Origin of the sequence: Streptacidiphilus alkalitolerans (assembly GCF_042511045.1) — a bacterium.
Lineage (GTDB): Bacteria > Actinomycetota > Actinomycetes > Streptomycetales > Streptomycetaceae > Streptacidiphilus > Streptacidiphilus alkalitolerans.
Genome location: NZ_JBHEZX010000001.1, coordinates 129420 through 148929 on the forward strand (window position 1 = coordinate 129420; position 19510 = coordinate 148929).

The following is a 19510-nucleotide window of genomic DNA, read 5'->3' on the forward strand; positions in this document are numbered from 1 at the left end:
ACGGTCAGTCAGCCTCTCGTACGGATCGCAGGATGCCGGGCAGGACGGCCAGGAAGGCGTCCACGTCGCGCTCGGTGAGGATGAGCGGCGGGGCGAGTCGGACGGTATCAGGGACGGCGGCGTTGACCAGGAAGCCGGCCCGCTGCGCCGCGGCCTGGACCTGCGCCGCGACCGGCGCGGTGAGCACGATGCCGAGCAGCAGCCCGGCGCCCCTGACCTGCTGGACCAGCGGGTCGCCGATCGCCTCGATCCCGCTGCGGAGCCGTTCGCCGACCTTGCCGACCTGGTCCAGCAGCCCTTCGCGCTCGATGGTGTCCAGCACCGCGTTGGCGGCGGCGCAGACCACCGGGTTGCCGGAGAAGGTGCTGCCGTGGTGGCCCGGGTGCAGCAGTTCGGCGGCGTCGCCGAAGGCGATGGTCGCGCCGATCGGCAGCCCGCCGCCGAGGCCCTTGGCCAGGGTGACCACATCCGGGTCGACGTCCTGGAACGCCTGGTGGGCGTACCAGTGGCCGGTGCGGCCGATGCCGGTCTGGATCTCGTCCAGGACCAGCAGGGTGCCGGTGGCCCGGGTGATCTCCCGGGCCGCGAGCAGGTAGTCGGCGGGCGGGACGACCACGCCGTTCTCGCCCTGGATCGGCTCCAGTATCACCAGCGCGGTGTCGGTGGTGACCGCGGCGCGCAGCGCCTCGGTGTCGCCGAAGGGGACGTGGCTGACGTCGCCGGGCAGCGGGCGGAACGGGTCCTGCTTGCCGGGCTGGGCGGTGAGCGCGAGCGCGCCCATGGTCCGGCCGTGGAAGCCGCCGTGGGCGGAGACCATGTGGGTGCGGCCGGTCAGCCGCCCGATCTTGAAGGCCGCCTCGTTGGCCTCGGCGCCGGAGTTGGAGAAGTAGACCCGGGCCTGCGCGCGTCCGGACAGGGCGACCAGCCGCTCGGCCAGCCGCACGGTGGGCTCGGTCAGGAAGAAGTTGGAGATGTGGCCCAGGGTGCTGATCTGCTCGGTCACCGCCGCGACGATCGCCGGGTGGGCGGTGCCCAGGGCGTTGACGGCGATGCCGCCGAGGTAGTCGGTGTAGCGCTTGCCGTCGGCGTCCCAGAGGTGCACCCCCTCGCCGCGGACCAGCGGGATGCGCGGGGTGCCGAAGTTGTTCATCAGCGTGTGCTGCCACCGCGCGGTGAGTTCCTGGTTGCTGGTCATGCGAGCCCCCCTGTGATGATCGTTTCGGTGTCGGCCTCGGGGTCCGGCACCACCATGGTGCCGATGCCCTCGTCGGTGAAGATCTCCAGCAGCAGGCTGTGCTGGACCCGGCCGTCGAGCACCCGCGCGGTGCCGACCCCCTCCCGGACGGCGCGCAGGCAGCCCTCCATCTTCGGGAGCATCCCGCTGGCCAGGGACGGCAGCATCTTCTCCAGCTCGGTGGTGCTGAGCTGGCTGATCACGTCGTCGCTGGCCGGCCAGTCGGCGTAGAGGCCCTCGACGTCGGTGAGGACCACCAGCATCTCGGCGTTCAGGGCCACCGCCATCGCGGCGGCGGCGGTGTCGGCGTTGATGTTGTAGACGCCGCCGTCACTGCCGCGGGCGATCGAGGAGATCACCGGGATCCGGCCGTTGTCGAGCAGGGCGTTGACCGCGCCGGGCTCGACATGGGCGATGTCGCCGACCAGGCCGATGTCCACCTGCTCGCCGTCCACGTCGGCGTAGCGCTTGACCGCGGTCATGGTGTGGGCGTCCTCGCCGGTCATCCCGACCGCGAACGGGCCGTGCTCGTTGAGCAGCCCGACCAGCTCCCGCTGGACCTGTCCGGCGAGCACCATCCGGACCACGTTCATGGTCTCCGGGGTGGTCACCCGGAGCCCGGCGGTGAAGGTGGAGGTCAGGCCGAGCTTCTCCAGCTGGGCGCTGATCTGCGGGCCGCCGCCGTGCACGATGACCGGGCGCAGCCCGGCGTAGCGGAGGAAGACGACGTCCTGGGCGAAGGCGGCCTTGAGCGACTCGTCGATCATGGCGTTGCCGCCGAACTTGATGACGACGGTCTTGCCGTGGAAGCGCTCCAGCCAGGGCAGCGCCTCGATCAGGGTGAGCGCCTTGGGCAGTGCGGTGTTGTTGCGGGCCTGTTCGCCCTTGGGTGCGATGTGCACGGCCGTACTGCCCTTCAGCTGGAGTAGGCGCTGTTCTCGTGGACGTAGTCGGCGGTGAGGTCGTTGGTCCAGACCGTCGCCGACGCGGATCCGGCGTGCAGGTCGGCGGTGATCACCACCTGACGGTCCTTCATGCTGACCAGGTCGCGGTCGTCGCCGACGCTGCCGCCCCGGCAGACCCAGACGCCGTTGATGGCGACGTCGAGCGCGTCCGGGTCGAAGGCCGCGCTGGTGGTGCCGATGGCGGAGAGCACCCGGCCCCAGTTGGGGTCCTCGCCGTGGATGGCGCACTTGAGCAGGTTGTTGCGGGCGATGCTGCGGGCGACGTCCACCGCCTCGTCCTCGGTGGCGGCGTTGACCACGTCGATCCTGACGTCCTTGCTCGCGCCCTCGGCGTCGCCGATGAGCTGCAGCGCGAGGTCGGTGCAGACGGCGCGGACCGCCTCGGCGAACGCGTCCTGCTCCGGGGCCACCCCGCTCGCGGCGGAGGCCAGCAGCAGCACGGTGTCATTGGTGGACATGCAGCCGTCGGAGTCGACCCGGTCGAAGGTGGTCCGGGTGGCGGCGCGCAGCGCGGCGTCCAGGGCGGCGGGCTCCACCGCGGCGTCGGTGGTGAGCACGACCAGCATGGTGGCAAGGCCGGGGGCGAGCATGCCCGCGCCCTTGGCCATGCCGCCGACGGTCCAGCCGTCGGGGTGGGCGACCTCGGCGGTCTTCTCCACGGTGTCGGTGGTCTTGATGGCGATCGCGGCGGCCCGGCCGCCGTCGGTGCTGAGCTCGGCGGCGGCCAGCTCGACCCCGGGCAGCAGCTTGTCCATGGGCAGCCGCAGGCCGATCAGCCCGGTGGAGGCGACGGCCACCTCGGCCGCGTTGAGGCCGAGGGTGTCGGCCACCTTCTCCGCGGTGGCGTGGGTGTCCTGGAAGCCGAGCGGACCGGTACAGGCGTTGGCGCCACCGGAGTTGAGGATGACCGCGGAGACCTGGCCGTCCTTGAGCACCTGCTCGGACCAGTGCACCGGGGCGGCCTTGACCCGGTTCGAGGTGAACACCCCGGCGGCGGCCAGGGACGGGCCGTCGTTGACCACCAGGGCCAGGTCCGGGGTGCCGGAGACCTTGATCCCGGCGGTCACCCCGGCCGCGCGGAACCCCCCGGCCGCCGTGACACCGGTGCCCGCGGGCGCGCTTGCGGTGGGATGGGGGCTGGTCACGGTGCGACTCCAGTCTGCGGAAGGCCGAGCTCCTCGGGGAGGCCGAGGGCGATGTTCATGCTCTGGACGGCACCGCCCGCGGTGCCCTTGGTCAGGTTGTCGATGGCGCTGACCACGGTGATCCGGCCGACGCTCCGGTCCAGGGCGACCTGGACCAGGGTGTGGTTGGAGCCGAGGACGGCGGAGGTGGACGGCCAGCGGCCCTCGGGCAGCAGGTGCACAAAGGGCTCGGCCGCGTAGGCACTGCTGTAGGCGGCCCTGACCTGCTCGGCGGTGACGCCGGGTCGGGCCTTGACGCTGCAGGTGGCGAGGATGCCCCGGGACATCGGCGCGAGGGTCGGGGTGAAGGACACCGCGACCCGCTCGCCGGCCGCCTGGGAGAGGTTCTGCGTCATCTCGGGGGTGTGCCGGTGCACGCCGCCGACGCCGTAGGGGCTCATGCTGCCCATCACCTCGCTGCCGAGCAGGTGGGTCTTGGCGGCCTTGCCGGCCCCTGAGGTGCCGGACGCGGCGACCACCACCACCTCGGGCTCGGCCAGCCCGGCGGCGTACGCGGGGATCAGCGCGAGGGTGACCGCGGTGGGGTAGCAGCCGGGGACGGCGATCCGCCTGCTGCCCTTGAGGGCGTCACGGGCGCCGGGCAGCTCGGGCAGCCCGTACGGCCAGGTGCCGGCGTGCGGGGAGCCGTAGAAGGTCTCCCAGTCCACCGGGTCCTTGAGCCGGAAGTCGGCGCCGCAGTCGACGATCAGCACCTCCTCGCCCAACTGCTCGGCGACGGCGGCGGACTGGCCGTGCGGCAGGCCGAGGAAGACCACGTCGTGGCCGGCCAGCGTCTCCGGCCCGGTGGGCTGCAGCACGCGGTCGGCGAGCGGCAGCAGGTGCGGCTGCAGTTCGCCGAGCCGGGTCCCGGCATTGGAACCGCCGGTGAGCGCGCCGATCTCGATCCGCGGGTGCGCCAGCAGCAGGCGCAGCACTTCGCCGCCCGCGTATCCGCTCGCTCCTGCCACCGCTGCTCTGAACGCCTTGGCCGGGACAACCATGACTCCTCCTCCGCCTCGGGATAACTATACGAAGGAAGGCACATCCATGCAATCGGCTTACCGCGGCACACCGTCGTCGAGCCCGCCGACCGCCCCGGCCTGGGCCAGCAGCTCGCCGATGTCGTCCCGGCCGAGGTGCAGGAACCGTCCGTGCAGCGGGTCGAGACGGCCGCGTCCCGTGTCCACCACGGCGGAGACCAGCAGGGGGATGCTTCCCCAGTCCACCGTGTCCGCGAACATCGGCATGGCCGCCGTCATCCCGGTGGCGACGACACCGGGGCTGAGGTCGAGGACGGTCACCCCGTGCGGACGGAGCGGGCCGGCGACATTGTCGCTCAGCCGCAGCAGCGCCGCCTTGGAGGTGGCGTAGGCCGAGTAGCGCCATTCCGGGCGCAGCGCGAAGAACCCGGAGTTGAGGTTGACCACGCGTCCGCGCCGCCGCTCCACCATGCCGGGCAGCACGGTCCGCAGCAGATGGAACGGGCCGCGCAGATTGGTCTCCACCACGGACCACCACTGCTCCGGGTCCGCCTGCCACAGCGGCACCTCGGCCCGGTCGACCTGCCCCGCGTTGTTGACCACCAGGTCGATCGGGCCGAGGTCGCGCTCGATGCTGCGGACCGCCTCGCGCACCGCGCCGAAGTTGGCCACGTCGGCGGCGACTGCGACGCATTTCACACCGTGCCGGACGCAGACCCGCAGAGTGTCGGCCAGGGTCTCCCGGTGCCGCCCCAGGATGCCCAGGTTCATCCCCTCTTCGGCCAGGCCCAGCGCGATCTCCCGGCCGATGCCCCGGCCCGCGCCGGTGACCAGGGCGACCTGTCCTTCGAGCGTCCGCAGCGTCATGGCAGGCTCCTTCACCGCCGAGGAGCGCCGAGGTGGGGAGGGCGGTGGCACACCGCACCCGGCCGAAGTGCCATTCTTGAACGCCGCAGGTCGCCCCGGGGCTCGGACACGCTGAACCGGTGGCGGTAACGTCGGCTCGGCAGATTCACCGACTGATCATTCGGTCCGGTCGGTGACCACGGACGAAGGACAGTGACGTGAACGACATCGTGCGGGTAGGGGTCGTCGGCTGCGGCCTGATGGGGTCGGGGATCGCTGAGGTCTTCGCGCGTGCCGGACTCGAGGTCAAGGTCTCCGAGGCCAACGGCGAGGCCCTCGAACTCGGCCGCACCCGGCTCACCGGCTCGCTGGACACCGCCGTGCGGCGCGGCAAGCTGGCCGAGGCCGACCGGGACCAGGCGCTGTCCCGGATCTCCTTCACCACCGACCTCGCCGACTTCGCCGACCGCGACCTGGTGATCGAGGCGGTGGCCGAGCGCGAGGACGTCAAGACCGCCATCTTCCAGCGGCTCGACCAGGTGGTGGAGCGGCGGGATGCGGTCCTGGCCTCCAACACCTCCTCCATCCCGATCGTCAAGCTCGCCTCGGCGACCTCGCGCCCGGAGCAGGTGCTTGGCATCCACTTCTTCAACCCGGCCCCGGTGCAGAAGCTGGTCGAGATCATCCCCACCCTCACCACCTCCGCCGAGACCGTGGCCCGGGCCGAGGCCTTCGCCCGCGAGGTGCTGGCCAAGGAGCCGATCCGGGCCCGCGACCGGGCCGGCTTCGTGGTCAACGCCCTGCTGGTGCCCTACCTGCTCTCCGCCGTCCGGATGTTCGAGTCCGGCGTGGCCACGGCCGAGGACATCGACAAGGGCATGGAGGCCGGCTGCGCCCACCCGATGGGCCCGCTGCGGCTGTGCGACCTGATCGGCCTGGACACCATCGTCTCCATCGCCGAGTCGATGTACCACGAGTACAAGGAGCCGCTCTTCTCCGCGCCCCCGCTGCTCCAGCGCATGGTCGACGCCGGGCTGCTCGGCCGCAAGTCCGGCCGGGGCTTCTACCAGTACTGACGGACCGACGGCTACCCCTCCCCACTTGCCGATTCCCGAACCGGCGGGTGCACCCTCTACGCTGAGGCCATGTCAGACCCTCAGTTGATCCGTATCGGGGCCCGGTCCTCGCCGATGTCCCTGGCCCAGGTCGAGCGGGTGCGGGCCGAGCTCGCCGCCGCGCATCCCGGCATCGTCACCGAGGTGGTGCCGTTCACCACCTCGGGCGACCGCTGGTCGGGGGCGCTGGTGGAGCTCGGCGGGAAGGGCGCGTTCACCCGGGAGATCGACGAGGCGCTGCTGTCCGGCGCCGTCGACCTGGCCGTGCACTGCGTCAAGGACGTCCCTGGCGACCGCCCGGTCCCGGCCGGGACGGTGTTCGCGGCCTACCTGAAGCGGGACGACCTGCGGGACGCGCTGGTGCTCCCGGCCGGGCACCCGGGCGGACTGACCCTGGCCGAGCTGCCGCCGGGGACCAGGATCGGCACCTCGTCGGTCCGCCGGGTGGCCCAACTGGCACAGCGGTACCCGCAGTTGGAGCCGGTGCCGTTCCGCGGCAACGCCAACAGCCGACTGGCGAAGCTGGACGCGGGCGAGGTGGACGCGGTGCTGCTGGCCGTCTCCGGCCTGGAGCGGATCGGCCTGAGCCACCGGATCAGCCAGGTCCTCGACGTGGAGCAGATGATGCCCGCAGTCGGCTCCGGCACCCTGGTGCTGCAGTGCCGCGCCGAGGACCAGCGGTCCATCGAGGCCGTCAGCGCGCTCAACGACGCGGAGACCTACCGGCAGACCACCGCCGAGCGGATGCTGCTGCATGTGCTCCAGGGCCACTGCAACTCCCCCATCGCGGCCTTCGCGACCACCGAGTTCGACGGCAGGCTGTCGCTCCGCGCCCGGGTGTTCAGCCCGGACGGGAAGACCGTGCTGGACGCGCACGAGTGGGACCGCAACGCGCACGCCCTCGGCACCTCGGTGGCCGCGACGCTGCTGCGGCAGGGGGCGCACGAGGTCATCAACGCCATCCCGCACTGAGACACCGTCCGGCTCCGGCTGCTAGCCCGCGCTGAGGGACAGCACCACGCCGCCGTCCGGGCCGTGCAGGTCGAGCTGGGCCGGCGGGGTCCGGCCGTGGGTCGTGTAGTGCTCGCGGATCCGGGTCAGTACCGCCGGGAGGGCCGCCTCGGTGTCCGAGGACACCGGGCCCTTCTGCAGCCAGTGCAGGCACAGCGTCCAGGCTTCCGGGCTCTCGGCCGGATGCTCCCTGGTCGGCTGCGCGCTGACGTCGATGCCGTCGAGGGCGGCCACGATCGCCGCCATGTCGTCCGGGTGGATGCGCCCGGGGTCGTTCTCCACCAGTGCCTCAGTCATAGCTACCGCCTACCCCGTCCCTGCGGTCACATACGCACCGCGGGGACGGGTAGGGGGGCTCAGTGGCTGCTGAAGAGGTTCGGGCCACGCCGCTGCTTGGTCAGCACCGGGCCGCTGACCGTGTCGTCCTCCGCCACCGGCTCGGTGGTGTCGACGACTGTGGCGGGACCGTTGTCGGTGGCCGCGCGGCGGTCGGCCTTGGCCGCGGCCCTGCGCTCACGCCGGGCGGCGCGCAGTTCGGAGCTGCGCCGGCGCTCACGCCGGGCGCCCGCCGTCAGCATCAGCAGCCCCAGGCAGAACAGCAGTGTCAGCGCGATCCCGGCCAGGAACGCGCCTTGGGTGTTCACTGTGGCGAGGTGGTGGTCGAAGAGACCCACCGAGTAGTGGGGACCCCCACCGAGATTGTCGGCGATCACCACGATTCCAAAGGCGACCGCAGCCGCCACGATCAGCAGTCCGAGCAGCAACATGACTCGCACACCCCATCCGGGTCTTCGTCCTGGTTGACGTCTGCGCTGCGCCTACCCGGGAAGCGGGGCCGCTAACAACCGGACCGCCGGGGTGCCGACGGACCGTCAGTACAGGCCCCGGACCCGGGCGCCGAGCCTGGTCAGCCCGAGCAGGGCGTCGATGTGCGGGGTCGGCACGCCGACCAGCGCGCCGATCTCGCGCACCGCCCCCACCAGCGCGTCCAGTTCGATCGGACGTCCGGCCTCGGCGTCCTGGAGCATCGAGGTCCGGCTGAGGCCGAGCCTGCGGGTGACCTGGCTGCGGTCCTCGGGGCGCTCGGCCACCGGGCAGCCGATCCGGCCGCCGATCTCGGAGGCCTCCTGCATCGCGGCATGGCAGAAGGCCATCACCAGCTCGTCGTCCAGGATCAGGTCCGCGGTCGCCCCGGTGAGCACCGAGACCGGGTTCATGGTCATGTTGCCCCAGAGCTTGTACCAGACCTGGCGCTGGATCTCGGTGGACACCTCGGCCTGGAACCCGGCCGTGCCCAGCAGCGCCGCCAGTTCACGGACCCGCGCCGAGTCGCTGGTGTCCGGCTCGCCGAGGATCAGCCGGGTCCCGCCGTGGTGTTGTACCAGGCCCGGTTCCGAGGTGCTGGCGCTGAGGTGGACCACGCAGCCGACGGTACTGCGGGCCGGCACGGCGGCGGCGATCCGCCCGTCCGGGTCCACACTGGCCAGCCGGCGCCCCTCGCAGGGGCCGCCGAAGCCCTCGAAGAACCACCAGGGCACGCCGTTCATCGCGGCCACCACGGCGGTGTCCGGGCCGATCAGCCCGGTCAGCGCGGGCAGGGCGGAGGGCAGCGCATGGGCCTTGACCGCGAGCACCACCACGTCCTGGACGCCAAGTTCGGCCGCGTCGTCGCTGGCCAGGACCGGTGCGGTGAGCAGGCCGTCCTGCTGCTGCAGCCGCCAGCCGTGCTTGCGCAGCGAGGCCAGGGTCTCCCCGCGCGCCAGCGCCGAGGTCTCCACTCCCGCCGCCGCCAGCCGCGCCCCGATGAACCCGCCGACCGCTCCCGCTCCCAGCACACAGATCCGCATGGGCCCGAACCTAGCCTGCCCTGACGTGCTGCAGCCAGGCCGGACGCCCGGCCAGGGTGGCGGCGACCCGCGCGGCCTCGGCCCGGGCCAGCTCCTCGGCGTCGGCGAAGCCCTCCGGCAGCCACGCCTGCGAGCGGGCCGCGCGGGCCGCCAGATGGGCCGTGTACGCCTGCCGCTGCTGCTCCGGCGAGTCAAAGCCGGGCTCGTCCGCCAGCCACTCGTCCGGGACCAGTCCGACCACCTCGCCGAGCAGCTCCGCGGTGACCAGGGGCGCCAGCGCGGCGTCGGCGGCGGCGACGTCAGGGGCGAAGGCGCCTAGCGCGTGGTCGGTCATCGGGTAGCGCCGGGCCACCGCGTCCCGCGCGCCGGACCAGCGGTGGTGGAAGATCAGCGCGGCGCCGTGGTCGATCAGCCAGAGCCTGCGGTGCCACACCATCAGGTTGGGGCTGTGCACGGTCCGGTCGACATTGCCGACCAGGGCGTCGAACCAGACCACCCGTCCGGCCTCGGCCGGGGTCACCGCGAGCTGCGGCGGCAGCTGCCGCGGGGCGAAGTCCTGGGCTCCGGGCAGGAAGTCCATGCCCAGGTTGAGGCCCGCGCTGGCCCGCAGGATGTCCTGCACCTCCGGGTCCGGCTCCTGCTCCGCGACCAGCGGGTCGAAGCGGACCAGCACCAGCTCGGGGACCGGCAGCCCGAGCCGCCGTCCCAGCTCCCCGACGATCAGCTCGGCGACCAGCGCCTTGCGGCCCTGCGCCGCGCCGCAGAACTTCACCACATAGGTGCCCAGGTCGTCGGTCTCCACGATGCCGGGGACGGAGCCGCCGCTGCGCAGCGGGGTGAGGTAGTCCAGCGCGGTCACCTCGGCCAGTCCTGCCTTCGCCGCCACCACCCGCTCCGCCTCTCGCTCATGCCAACCCCACCCGCCCAGGAGCAGGTCCAGCAGCTGCCAGCCGCCTGTCTCAACCACGCCAGAGCCCCGCCGATTCCTTGCCGGACAGCGCCGCCAGCAGCTCGGAGAGCTGGCCGAGGCCGCCGCCGTCCCAGAGCTGGCCGGCGAAGACCTCGGCCGCGCACTCCTCTGCGGCGGTCAGCATCTCGGCCAGCCGCTCCCGTCCGGTCGCGGTCAGCGCGGCGTAGGCGACCCGGGCGTCGCGCGGATCGGGCTCGCGGACGACCAGGCCGATCCGCTCCAGCGGGATCAGGCCGCGGGTGACCCCGGACGCGGAGAGCCCCAGCGCTGCCGCCAGGTCCACCCGCCGCATCCGGCCGCCGGGCGCCCGCCCCAGCTGGATCAGCACCATCAGGTCGGCGAAGCTGACCCCGTGCAGCCCGGACAGCCGGGAGTCGAACCGCTTCACCAGCGCCGCCTGGGCGCGCACCAGCCGCAGCGACGCTTCCAGCGCCCGGCTCATCGGCTCGGCCACGGGGTCCGCCCTTCTCTCCAGGTGTAGATACTTGCGGACTCAAGGATAGCGAAAGCTTCTCGCTCCTGTCCCGCGTTCCGCCTCCGATCCGGCAGAATGGCCCGCAACGCGACTGGCGGGCACAGGGTGGGAACGACCACCGGGAAGCAGCCCCGCGAGGGCCGACCGCCTGGGCCCCCGCTGAGGATTCCGCCATGAGCACCTTCTCCGACGTCGACGCCAGCCCGCGTCCGCAGGACCTCATCGACTACCTCGACCAGGCCCACAGCGGCCTGCACTCCCCCAAGCAGCGGCTCCGGCAGGGGCTCCCGGTGGGCCCCGGCGACCGGGTGCTCGACCTCGGCTGCGGGGCCGGCCACGAGCTGGCCCACCTGGAGGAGGACGGGATACTGGCCGTGGGCGTCGACACCAGCGCGGTGATGCTGCACGCCAGCCGCTCCCGGCTGACCGACCAGGACCTCCCGGCCCGGCTGGCCCGGGCCGACGGCGCCCGGCTCCCGTTCCGCGACGGCGCGTTCGACGCCTGCCGGATCGAACGGGTGCTGCAGCACGTCGCCGATCCGGCCGCGGTGCTGGCCGAGGCCCGCCGGGTGCTGCGTCCCGGCGGCACCCTGGGCGTCAGCGAGCCGGACTGGGCCTCGTTCACCCTCGCCTCCGCCGACCCGGAGGCCGCCGCCGCGGTGACCGCCCAGGTCGGCACGCAGATCGCGCAGCGCGCCATCGGCCGCCAGCTGCGTCGGCTGCTGGTCGACGCGGGCTTCGGCTCGGTCCGGATCGAGGTCGAGCTCGCGGTCTACCGCACCCTGGAGGAGCTCGACCTGGTCATCTCGCTCCGCCGCGCGGCCGAACGGGCCTGCGCGGCCGGTCGGCTGACCGAGCGTCGGGCCGCCGAGCTGATCGCCGAGCAGCGCGACCTGTCGCAGCGCGGCGGCTTCCACGCGACCCTGAACCGCTCCGTCCTGGCCTGGGCGGTCCAGGTCTGAAACGCGGTCAGGCCCGGGCCGGATCAGGCCTGGGCCGGCTCGGGCCTGCCGCCGACCTGGCCGACGGCGCGGGCACCGCTGCGGCAGCCCTCGCCCGCTGCCTCCAGCGGCGCCGCCCCGGCCAGCAGCGCGGCGAGGAAGGCACCCGCGAAGGCGTCCCCCGCGCCGGTGCTGTCCAGTGCGGTCGCCGGTGCGGCGGGGACCGCGCCGAGCAGGCTGCCGTGGTCGGCCAGCAGCGCACCGGCCGCGCCGAGCTTCAGCACGACCAGGCAGTGGCACCGGGCGCTCAGCCCGCGCGCGGCCTGCTCCGGGTCGTCCGCCCCGGTGAGCACCCGCGCCTCTGCCAGATTGGGCAGCAGCAGGTCGACCCCGCCCAGCAGGTCGAGGAAGCGGGACGGGCCGTACTCGCGCAGGAAGCCGACCGAGGCCGGGTCCACGCTGACGCCGATCCCCCGGGCCGCCGCCCGGACCACGGCGTGCGCCGCGAGTGCGCGCCCCTCGGCGCCGAACAGCAGATAACCGGAGAGGTGCAACCGCCCCACCCGCTCCAGCAGGGTGTCCGCCCAGTCGGCCGGGCCCAGCGCGCCGCTCGCGCCCCGGTCGGTGACAAAGGTGCGCTCCCCCGCGCCGTTGACCAGGGAGATCACCACCGCGGTCGGCCGCTCCCGGTCCACCCGCAGGCTGGGACGCACGCCGGTCCGCTGCAGCACCTCCCGGTGCCAGTCCGCCGAGTCGGCGCCGACCCTGGCCAGCAGCCGGACCTCCGCTCCCCCGGCCGCCGCGGCCCAGGCGGCGGTATTGGCGGCCGAGCCGCCCGGCCGCACCGAGATCCGGGCGGTGGTGTCGGTGTCCGGGGTGAGCGGCTTGCCGTGCAGCGCGACCACGTCGGTGACCAGGTCGCCGACCACCAGAAGAGCGGTGCCGGGAGTCGGCTCGCCGGGAGCCATCAGCGCAGCGCGGCGACGCTGCGGGCGATCTCCGTGGCCAGCGCGACATTGCCGCGCACGGCCGCGAGGTTGGCCTCCAGCGAGGCCCCGCCGGTGTGCTCCACCAGATAGCCGAGCAGGTACGGGGTGACCGCCTGCCCGGTGATCCCGTCCCGGGCGGCGGCGCTCAGCGCCTCGGCCAGGACCCGGTCGTGCAGCGCCGGGTCCAGCTGCTGCTGCTCAGCGACCGGGTTGGCGACGATCAGCGCGGTGAGGTCGGTGTTCAGCTGCCAGCGGGCCCGCATCAGCGCCGCTACCTGCGCGGGGCTGTCCAGGGTCCAGTCGACCGGCAGTCCGGAACTGCTCAGGTAGAAGCCGGGGAACTCGCCGGTGCGGTAGCCGACCACGCCCACGTTCAGGGTCTCCAGGCGCTGCAGAGTCGCGGGCACGTCCAGGATCGACTTCACCCCGGCGCAGACCACGGTGATCGGCACCCGGGCCAGCAGCCCCAGGTCCGCCGACTCGTCCTGGAGGGTCACCCAGTCGCGGTGGACGCCGCCGAGGCCGCCGGTGGCGAACACCGCGATCCCGGCCGCGTGGGCCAGGAAGGCGGTCGCGGACACCGTCGTCGCCCCGCTGGCGCCCAGCGCGACCGCGGGGGCCAGGTCGCGGAAGCCGAGCTTGCGCATCCCCTCGTCCTGGGCGATCCGTTCCAGGCCGCCCTTGCCCAGCCCGACCCGGGCCACCCCGTCCAGTACCGCGATCGTGGCCGGCACCGCCCCGCCGTCCCTGACCACGGCCTCCAGTTCCTGCGCCACCGCCAGGTTGCGGGGCCGCGGCAGCCCGTGCGAGATGATCGTCGACTCCAGGGCGACCACGGGACGCCCCCGCTCCACGGCTTCGCGGACCTCACGTGACAGGCGTATGGGTGCGTCGGGCATGGTGGCGTTCGACCTCCTGGAACACGGACGGAGCGCAGAGCTCTGTGTCCTTGATCCTGTCGCTCCCGGCGCCCGCTCAAACCGAAGGCGGCCCGCCGCCCCCCGTGCAGGGGACGGCGGGCCGCCGTCGGAACCGCTGAGCCGGCGTCAGCCGCGCAGCGCCGCGCCGGTACGGGCCACGGCCTCGGCGATGGCGGCCCCGCGGGCCGCGCTTGCCTCCTCCGCGGTCAGGGTGCGGTCGGCGGCGCGGAAGCGCAGGGCGTAGGCCAGCGACTTCTTGTCCGGGCCCACCTGCTCGCCGGTGTAGACGTCGAACAGCCGCAGCGACTCCAGCAGCGGACCCGCGCCGGACCGCAGCGCCCGCTCGACCTCGGCGGCCGGCACCGAGGCGTCCACCACCAGGGCGACGTCCTGGGTGGCGACCGGGAAGCCGGAGATCTTCGGGCCCTCGACCTGGCGCACGCCGTCGGCCGTGAGCAGGTCGACGTCCAGCTCCATCGCGCAGCTGCGCTCGGGCAGGTGCAGCGCCTTGACCACCCGGGGGTGCAGCTCGCCGGCGTGGCCGACCAGCCGGTCGCCGACGTAGAGCGCGGCGCAGCGGCCCGGGTGCCAGGGGGCGTGCTGGTCCTGGCGCACCGTCAGCTCCACCCCGGCCGCCTCGGCCACGGTACGGGCCGACTCGACCGCGTCGGCCCAGGTCGCGGCGCGGCCCTTGCCCCACCAGCCGTCCGGCTCGCGGTTGCCCGCGAGCACGGTGGCGACCCGGTGCGGCTGACGCGGCAGCGCGGCGTTGAGCAGCGCGATCTCCTCGTCGGTGGGACGGCGGTCGACCGGCAGCCGGGGGGCCTGGAACAGCGCCTTCTCCTCGGTGCCGTCGACCCGGAAGACCAGGCCCTGCTCGAACAGCGCCACGTCCGTGGCGCCCCGGCCGGTGTTCCGGCGCAGCGCGGCGAGCAGGCCCGGCAGCAGCGTGGTGCGCAGCGCCGGGGCCTCGTCCGAGATGGGGTTGGCCAGCTCGACCGTCCTGCGCCGGTCGTCGTCCGGGTCCAGACCGAGCGCGTCCAGCTCCGGCACGCCGAGGAACGGGTAGTTCAGCACCTCGACGTAACCGGCGCCGGCCAGCGCCAGGCCGGTCCTGCGGCGCAGCCGCTGGGCGTCGGTGAGCCCGCGCCCGGCCGGGACCTGCGGCAGCGTGGAGGGCAGCTCCTCGTAGCCTTCGAGGCGGATGACCTCCTCGGCGAGGTCGTTGGGGTCGGTGAGGTCAGGCCGCCAGCTCGGCGGGGTGACCACCAGCACGTCGCCGCCCACCACGTGGCAGCCGACCTCCTGCAGCCGGCGGACCACGGTCTCCCGCCCGTACACCTGGCCGGCCACCCGGTCGGGGTGGTCGGCGGAGATGGTGATGCTGTGCAGCGGGTGCGCGGCGGCGATGTCGGTGACCCCGGCCTCCGCGGTGCCGCCGGCGACCGCGACCAGCAGGTCCACGGCGCGCTGGGCGGCGGCCTTGCCGGCCTCCGGGTCCACGCCGCGCTCGAAGCGCTTGGCGGCCTCGGAGGGCAGCTTGTGCCGGCGCACGCTGCGGGCGATGGCGATCGGGTCGAAGTGCGCGGCCTCGATCACCACCTCGGTGGTGCCGTGGACCCGGCCGGTCTCCGGGTCGTAGAACGCGGTGGCGATCTCGGTGCCCGCGCCGCCCATGACCCCGGCCAGGCCGATCGGCCCGGAGTTGTCGCAGATCAGCAGGTCCTCGGCGTCGAGGGTGCGGTCCACCCCGTCCAGGGTGCGCAGCTTCTCGCCGGCCAGGGCGCGGCGGACCGTGATGGCGCCGTCGATCCGGCTCCGGTCGTAGGCGTGCAGCGGCTGGCCGAGCTCCAGCATCACGTAGTTGGTGATGTCCACGGCCAGCGAGATGGGGCGCATCCCGGCCTTCTGGATCCGGCGCTGCAGCCACAGCGGGGACAGCGCGGTCGGCTCGATGCCGACCACGCCGCGGGCGACGAAGCGGTCGCAGCCGACCGGGTCCTCGACCTTGACCAGCGGGCCGTAGGAGTTGGCCGGCGGCACGTCCAGCAGCGCCGGGTCGCTCAGCGGCAGCCCGTAGGCGATGGCGGCCTCGCGGGCGACTCCGCGCACCGACAGGCAGTAGCCGCGGTCGGCGGTGACGGCGATGTCGAGCACCTCGTCGACCAGCTCCAGCAGCTCGATCGCGTCGGTGCCGGGCTCGAACTCCGGCGGCAGCACGATGATGCCGTCATGGTCGTCGCCCATGCCCAGCTCGCGGGCCGAGCAGATCATGCCCTCGGAGGTGTGGCCGTAGGTCTGCCGGGCGGCGATCGGGAACGGTCCTGGCAGCACGGCGCCGGGCAGCACCACCACGACCTTGTCGCCGACCTCGAAGTTCCGAGCGCCGCAGACGATGTTCTGCGGCTCGCCGGTGCCGTTGGCGGCGCCGACGTCGACCTGGCAGTAGCGGATCGGCTTCTTGAACCCGGTCAGCTCCTCGATCGCGAGGACCTTGCCGACCACCAGCGGGCCCTTGAGGTCCGCGCCGAGCTGCTCGACCGTCTCGACCTCCAGGCCGGCCCGGACCAGGCGGGTGGCCAGGTCGCGGCCGGTCTCACCGGCCGGCAGGTCGACGTACTCCCGCAGCCAGGAAAGCGGGACGCGCATCAGATCTCCATCCCGAACGGAAGGGTGAAACGGATGTCACCCTCCACGATGTCTCGCATGTCTTCGACGTTGTGGCGGAACATCAGCAGTCGCTCGATGCCGAAGCCGAACGCGAAGCCGCTGTACCGGTTGGGGTCGATCCCGCAGGCGATCAGCACCCGGGGGTTGACCATCCCGCAGCCGCCCAGCTCGATCCAGCCCTCGGAGGAGCAGGTGCGGCAGGGGCGGTCCGGGTTGCCGACGGACTCGCCGCGGCAGGAGAAGCACACCATGTCCATCTCGGCGGACGGCTCGGTGAAGGGGAAGTAGTTGGGACGCAGCCGCGTCGTCATGCCCTCGCCGAACAGCGACACCACCATGTGGTCCAGGGTGCCCTTGAGGTCCGCCATGGTCAGGCCCTCGTCCACGGCCAGCAGCTCGATCTGGCTGAAGACCGGGGTGTGGGTGGCGTCCAGCTCGTCCGAGCGGAACACCCGGCCCGGGCAGATCACATAGATCGGCGGCTCGGACGCGGCCAGCATCGAGCGGATCTGCACGCCCGAGGTGTGCGTCCGCAGGACCACCCCGTCGGTGAGCTCGCCGGCGGCGTCCTTGAGGAAGAAGGTGTCCTGGGTGGAGCGCGCCGGGTGGTCAGGGCCCATGTTCAGGGCGTCGAAGTTTAGCCACTCGGCCTCGACCTCGGGGCCCTCGGCGATGGCGTAGCCCATGGAGGTGAAGATGTCGCCGAGCCGCTCGGAGAGCGTGGTCAGCGGGTGCCGGCCGCCGCGCGCGGCGCGGTCGTAGGGGAGGGTGACATCCACCGCCTCCTCGGTCAGCACGCGGGTGTCGCGCTCCGCCTCCAGCTCGACCCGGCGCTCGGCCAGGGCCTTGTTGACGGCGCCGCGGGCCTGGCCGACCCGCTTGCCGGCCTCGGCCTTGGCCTGCGGGGGCAGGGCGCCGATCTCGCGGTTGGCCAGCGAGAGCGGGGAGCGGTCGCCGGTGTGGGCGACCTTGGCCTCCTGCAGCGCGGCGAGGTCGGCGGCGGCGGCGAACGCGGCCAGGGCCTCGTCCCGCAGACGCTCGATCTCTTCCGGCTTCAATGCCTCGACCTCGACCGGGTCGTAGGACTTGTTCGGTGCGGACATCTCTCTCTTCCCGTGCTCCTGCGTGGATCGTGCGGACATGCGGCATCGCACGATGCCAATGGACGAGTCTACTGAGGTTCTGAAGTGGCGACGCCCGCGCAGCTCAGAGCATGAACTCCGGAATGCCCGCGGGCAGCGTAAATCGGAACCTGGCGCCGCCCTCGGGGACCCGGTCCACCGCGATGCTGCCGCCGTGGGCCTCGACGATGCCCTTGACGATGTAGAGGCCGAGGCCGGTGCCGCCGCGCTTGCTGCCGCGCCAGAAGCGGGTGAAGACCCGCGGGATCGATTCTTCGGGGATGCCCGGGCCCTGGTCGCTGACCGTCACCGCGATCACCTCCCGTCGCTGGCCGGAGGCGAGGACCGCCTGCTCGGGCCTGACCTCGATGGTGACAGTTCCCTCACCGTGCCGCACCGCGTTTTCCAGCAGGTTGCCCAGCACCTGGTCGACCTTGTCGGCGTCGGCCCAGAGCGGCGGCAGCGGCTCGTGCACCCGGATCACAAAGCGCTCGGGGGCGGTTCCGGCCGCGATCTTGCCGTCGACATGGCGCCGGACCGCCGTCGGGAGGTCGACCTTCTGCCGCCGGATCTCCAGCCGTCCGGCGTCGATCCTGGAGATGTCGAGCAGCTCGGCGATCAGCCGGGTGACCCGGTTGGCGTCCGCGTCGACGGTCTCCAGCATCAGCTTCTTCTGGTCGTCGGTGAACCGCTCCCACTTCTGCAGCAGGGTCGCGGTGAAGCCCTTGACGCTGGTCAGCGGGCTGCGCAGCTCATGGGCGACGGTGGCGATCAGCTCGGCGTGGCTGCGCTCGGTACGCCGCCTGGCCTCGGTGCCGCGCAGGGTGACCACCACCCGCTGGACCGGTCCCGTGCCGCCGCCGGCCCGCAGGTAGCGGGCCGAGACCAGCACCTCCCGGCCGCCGGGCAGCAGCAGGTTGCGCTCGGGCTGCCGGGTCCGTATCCGCAGGCCGCCGTAGGGGTCGGTGAGCGGCCACCAGCGGCGGCCCTCCAGGTCCTCCAGCGGCAGCGCCTCGGCCAGGGTCCGGCCCAGCGCGGAGGCGGCGCTGATCCCGCTGATCCGGGCGGCGGCCGCGTTGAAGCAGACCACCCGCTGCTCGGCGTCCGCCACGACCAGGCCGTCCGGCAGGTCCTCGGGGTCGAGCCAGCCGGAGCCGCCGCTCGCGTCCCCCCTGCGCAGCGCAGGCGGCACGACCACGCGGGCCTGCTGCGTGTCGGTCATGGCCGCCCTCCCTCCGGGCTTTCAGGCAGCCACCCTAGCGAATCCGGGGCTGCTCGCGGCACCCGCCGGGGGCGCGTTGGGCGCGCGCGGAGGCGTAGAGGCAGACGGCCGCGGCGGTGGCGAGGTTCAGGCTCTCGGCGTGGCCGTGGATCGGCACCCGCACCACCTGGTCCGCCAGCGCCCGGGTGGCCTCGGGCAGACCCCAGGCCTCGTTGCCGAAGACCCAGGCGGTGGGCCCGCCCAGGGTGCCGTCGTCCAGCTCGGCGTCCAGGTCGCGGTCGCCCGCGCCGTCCGCGGCCAGGATCCGCACCCCGGCCGCGCGCAGGCCCTTGACCGCCTGCTCGACCGGCACCCCGACCGCCACCGGCAGGTGGTAGAGGCTGCCGACCGAGGCCCGGACCGCCTTGGGGTTGTAGAGGTCGACCGAGGCGTCGGTGAGCACCACCGCGTCCGCCCCGGCCGCGTCCGCCGTGCGCAGCACCGTCCCGGCGTTGCCGGGGTCGCGCACGTTGGCCAGCACCGCGACCAGCCGCGGCCCCGCGGCCAGCAGCTGCTCGAAGCCGGTGTCGACGAAGCGGCAGACGGCGGCGATGCCCTGCGGGGTCACCGTCTGGCAGATCGCCTCGATCACCTCGTCGGTCGCGGTGAGCACCGGGACCCGGGCCGCCCGGGCGTCGTCCAGCAGCCCGGCGTGGCGCTCGGCGGCCTCGAAGGTGGTGTAGATCTCGACCACCGCGTGCTCACCGCCGGGGAGCGTCCCGTGGGCCACGGCCTCGCGGACGGCCTGCGGGCCCTCGGCGACGAAGCGGCGCTCCTTGCCGCGCTGGGCGCGGCGGGAGAGTCGGCGGGCGGCGCTGACCCGGGGCGAGCGCAGCGAGGTGAGCTCGGGGGACGGCTGCTGGGGCATCGCGGTTCTCACTTCGCACTTCGCAAGGGCAACGGTAGGGGCTGGAGCCGGGTGGCTGGGCTGGAAACAGCACTGGACCCGCAGGGGCTTCATCCCCTGCGGGTCCAGTTCAC

General features: G+C 73.4%; 19 protein-coding genes and 1 riboswitch. Of the genes, 3 read left to right on the plus strand and 16 right to left on the minus strand.

All coding sequences use genetic code 11. The features are described from left to right. Positions 1 to 4: 4 nt before the first annotated feature. From ACEZDG_RS00625 to ACEZDG_RS00645, 5 genes are read right to left on the minus strand one after another with little or no spacing between them, the layout of a single operon-like run. Positions 5 to 1195 carry an acetylornithine transaminase gene (locus tag ACEZDG_RS00625; RefSeq protein ID WP_380501001.1) on the minus strand — a complete coding sequence of 397 codons (1191 nt, stop codon included), beginning with the start codon at positions 1193 to 1195 and terminating at the stop codon, positions 5 to 7. Further along, positions 1192 to 2136, minus strand: a complete 945-nt coding sequence (gene argB, locus ACEZDG_RS00630) for an acetylglutamate kinase (protein WP_380501003.1) — start codon at positions 2134 to 2136, stop codon at positions 1192 to 1194. Before argB ends, ACEZDG_RS00625 begins: the two co-directional genes overlap by 4 nt. Positions 2137 to 2150: 14 nt before the next feature. Continuing rightward, a complete protein-coding gene (gene argJ / locus ACEZDG_RS00635; protein WP_380501005.1) occupies positions 2151 to 3344 on the minus strand; it encodes a bifunctional glutamate N-acetyltransferase/amino-acid acetyltransferase ArgJ in 1194 nt (397 codons plus the stop codon). Beyond that, entirely contained in the window at positions 3341 to 4384 is a 1044-nt protein-coding gene (gene argC / locus ACEZDG_RS00640; protein ID WP_380501007.1) for an N-acetyl-gamma-glutamyl-phosphate reductase, read from the minus strand. The genes argJ and argC overlap by 4 nt, the downstream gene beginning before the upstream one ends. 57 nt (positions 4385 to 4441) lie before the next feature. Then, complete coding sequence (locus tag ACEZDG_RS00645) at positions 4442 to 5230, minus strand: SDR family NAD(P)-dependent oxidoreductase (RefSeq protein WP_380501009.1); 789 nt, start codon at positions 5228 to 5230, stop codon at positions 4442 to 4444. 197 nt (positions 5231 to 5427) lie between these two features. Between ACEZDG_RS00645 and ACEZDG_RS00650 the strand changes: the two genes are divergently transcribed. Then, entirely contained in the window at positions 5428 to 6285 is an 858-nt protein-coding gene (locus ACEZDG_RS00650; RefSeq protein WP_380501011.1) for a 3-hydroxybutyryl-CoA dehydrogenase, read from the plus strand. A gap of 69 nt (positions 6286 to 6354) precedes the next feature. After that, positions 6355 to 7296 (plus strand): hydroxymethylbilane synthase, encoded by a 942-nt coding sequence (hemC, locus tag ACEZDG_RS00655; RefSeq protein ID WP_380501013.1) that lies wholly within the window; start codon positions 6355 to 6357, stop codon positions 7294 to 7296. A 21-nt stretch (positions 7297 to 7317) separates the two neighbouring features. Here the strand turns inward: hemC and ACEZDG_RS00660 are convergent, their stop codons facing one another. From ACEZDG_RS00660 to ACEZDG_RS00680, 5 genes are all read right to left on the minus strand, one after another. Then, positions 7318 to 7632: a hypothetical protein gene (locus tag ACEZDG_RS00660; RefSeq protein WP_380501015.1), complete on the minus strand. Its 315-nt coding sequence runs from the start codon at positions 7630 to 7632 to the stop codon at positions 7318 to 7320. Positions 7633 to 7691: 59 nt separating this feature from the next. Beyond that, positions 7692 to 8102, minus strand: a complete 411-nt coding sequence (locus tag ACEZDG_RS00665) for a hypothetical protein (protein WP_380501017.1) — start codon at positions 8100 to 8102, stop codon at positions 7692 to 7694. Between the two features lie 105 nt (positions 8103 to 8207). Continuing rightward, complete coding sequence (locus tag ACEZDG_RS00670; RefSeq protein WP_380501019.1) at positions 8208 to 9182, minus strand: 2-dehydropantoate 2-reductase; 975 nt, start codon at positions 9180 to 9182, stop codon at positions 8208 to 8210. A gap of 10 nt (positions 9183 to 9192) precedes the next feature. Continuing rightward, the gene (locus tag ACEZDG_RS00675) at positions 9193 to 10050 is read right to left on the minus strand and encodes a HipA family kinase (RefSeq protein WP_380502204.1); all 858 of its coding nucleotides are present in this window, start codon (positions 10048 to 10050) and stop codon (positions 9193 to 9195) included. Between the two features lie 91 nt (positions 10051 to 10141). Beyond that, on the minus strand, positions 10142 to 10606 hold the full coding sequence (locus tag ACEZDG_RS00680; protein ID WP_380501021.1) for a MarR family winged helix-turn-helix transcriptional regulator: 465 nt from the start codon (positions 10604 to 10606) through the stop codon (positions 10142 to 10144). Positions 10607 to 10711: 105 nt separating this feature from the next. Beyond that, positions 10712 to 10788, plus strand: a riboswitch (ZMP/ZTP riboswitch). A 12-nt stretch (positions 10789 to 10800) separates the two neighbouring features. Between ACEZDG_RS00680 and ACEZDG_RS00685 the strand changes: the two genes are divergently transcribed. Continuing rightward, a complete protein-coding gene (locus ACEZDG_RS00685) occupies positions 10801 to 11589 on the plus strand; it encodes a methyltransferase domain-containing protein (protein ID WP_380501023.1) in 789 nt (262 codons plus the stop codon). A gap of 23 nt (positions 11590 to 11612) precedes the next feature. Here the strand turns inward: ACEZDG_RS00685 and ACEZDG_RS00690 are convergent, their stop codons facing one another. The 6 genes from ACEZDG_RS00690 to ACEZDG_RS00715 all read right to left on the minus strand — a co-directional run bounded on the left by ACEZDG_RS00690 (position 11613) and on the right by ACEZDG_RS00715 (position 19397). Beyond that, positions 11613 to 12536, minus strand: coding sequence for a carbohydrate kinase family protein (locus tag ACEZDG_RS00690; protein WP_380501025.1), 924 nt, complete (start codon positions 12534 to 12536; stop codon positions 11613 to 11615). Further along, entirely contained in the window at positions 12536 to 13456 is a 921-nt protein-coding gene (locus tag ACEZDG_RS00695) for a pseudouridine-5'-phosphate glycosidase (RefSeq protein ID WP_380501027.1), read from the minus strand. Before ACEZDG_RS00695 ends, ACEZDG_RS00690 begins: the two co-directional genes overlap by 1 nt. Positions 13457 to 13603: 147 nt before the next feature. Beyond that, positions 13604 to 16126 (minus strand): phenylalanine--tRNA ligase subunit beta, encoded by a 2523-nt coding sequence (gene pheT, locus ACEZDG_RS00700; RefSeq protein WP_380501029.1) that lies wholly within the window; start codon positions 16124 to 16126, stop codon positions 13604 to 13606. Further along, positions 16126 to 17250 carry a phenylalanine--tRNA ligase subunit alpha gene (pheS, locus tag ACEZDG_RS00705; RefSeq protein ID WP_380501031.1) on the minus strand — a complete coding sequence of 375 codons (1125 nt, stop codon included), beginning with the start codon at positions 17248 to 17250 and terminating at the stop codon, positions 16126 to 16128. Before pheS ends, pheT begins: the two co-directional genes overlap by 1 nt. Before the next feature lie 103 nt (positions 17251 to 17353). Further along, positions 17354 to 18490 carry a sensor histidine kinase gene (locus tag ACEZDG_RS00710; protein WP_380501033.1) on the minus strand — a complete coding sequence of 379 codons (1137 nt, stop codon included), beginning with the start codon at positions 18488 to 18490 and terminating at the stop codon, positions 17354 to 17356. 34 nt (positions 18491 to 18524) lie between these two features. Beyond that, positions 18525 to 19397, minus strand: a complete 873-nt coding sequence (locus ACEZDG_RS00715) for a TrmH family RNA methyltransferase (RefSeq protein ID WP_380501035.1) — start codon at positions 19395 to 19397, stop codon at positions 18525 to 18527. Between the last annotated feature and the right edge of the window lie 113 nt (positions 19398 to 19510).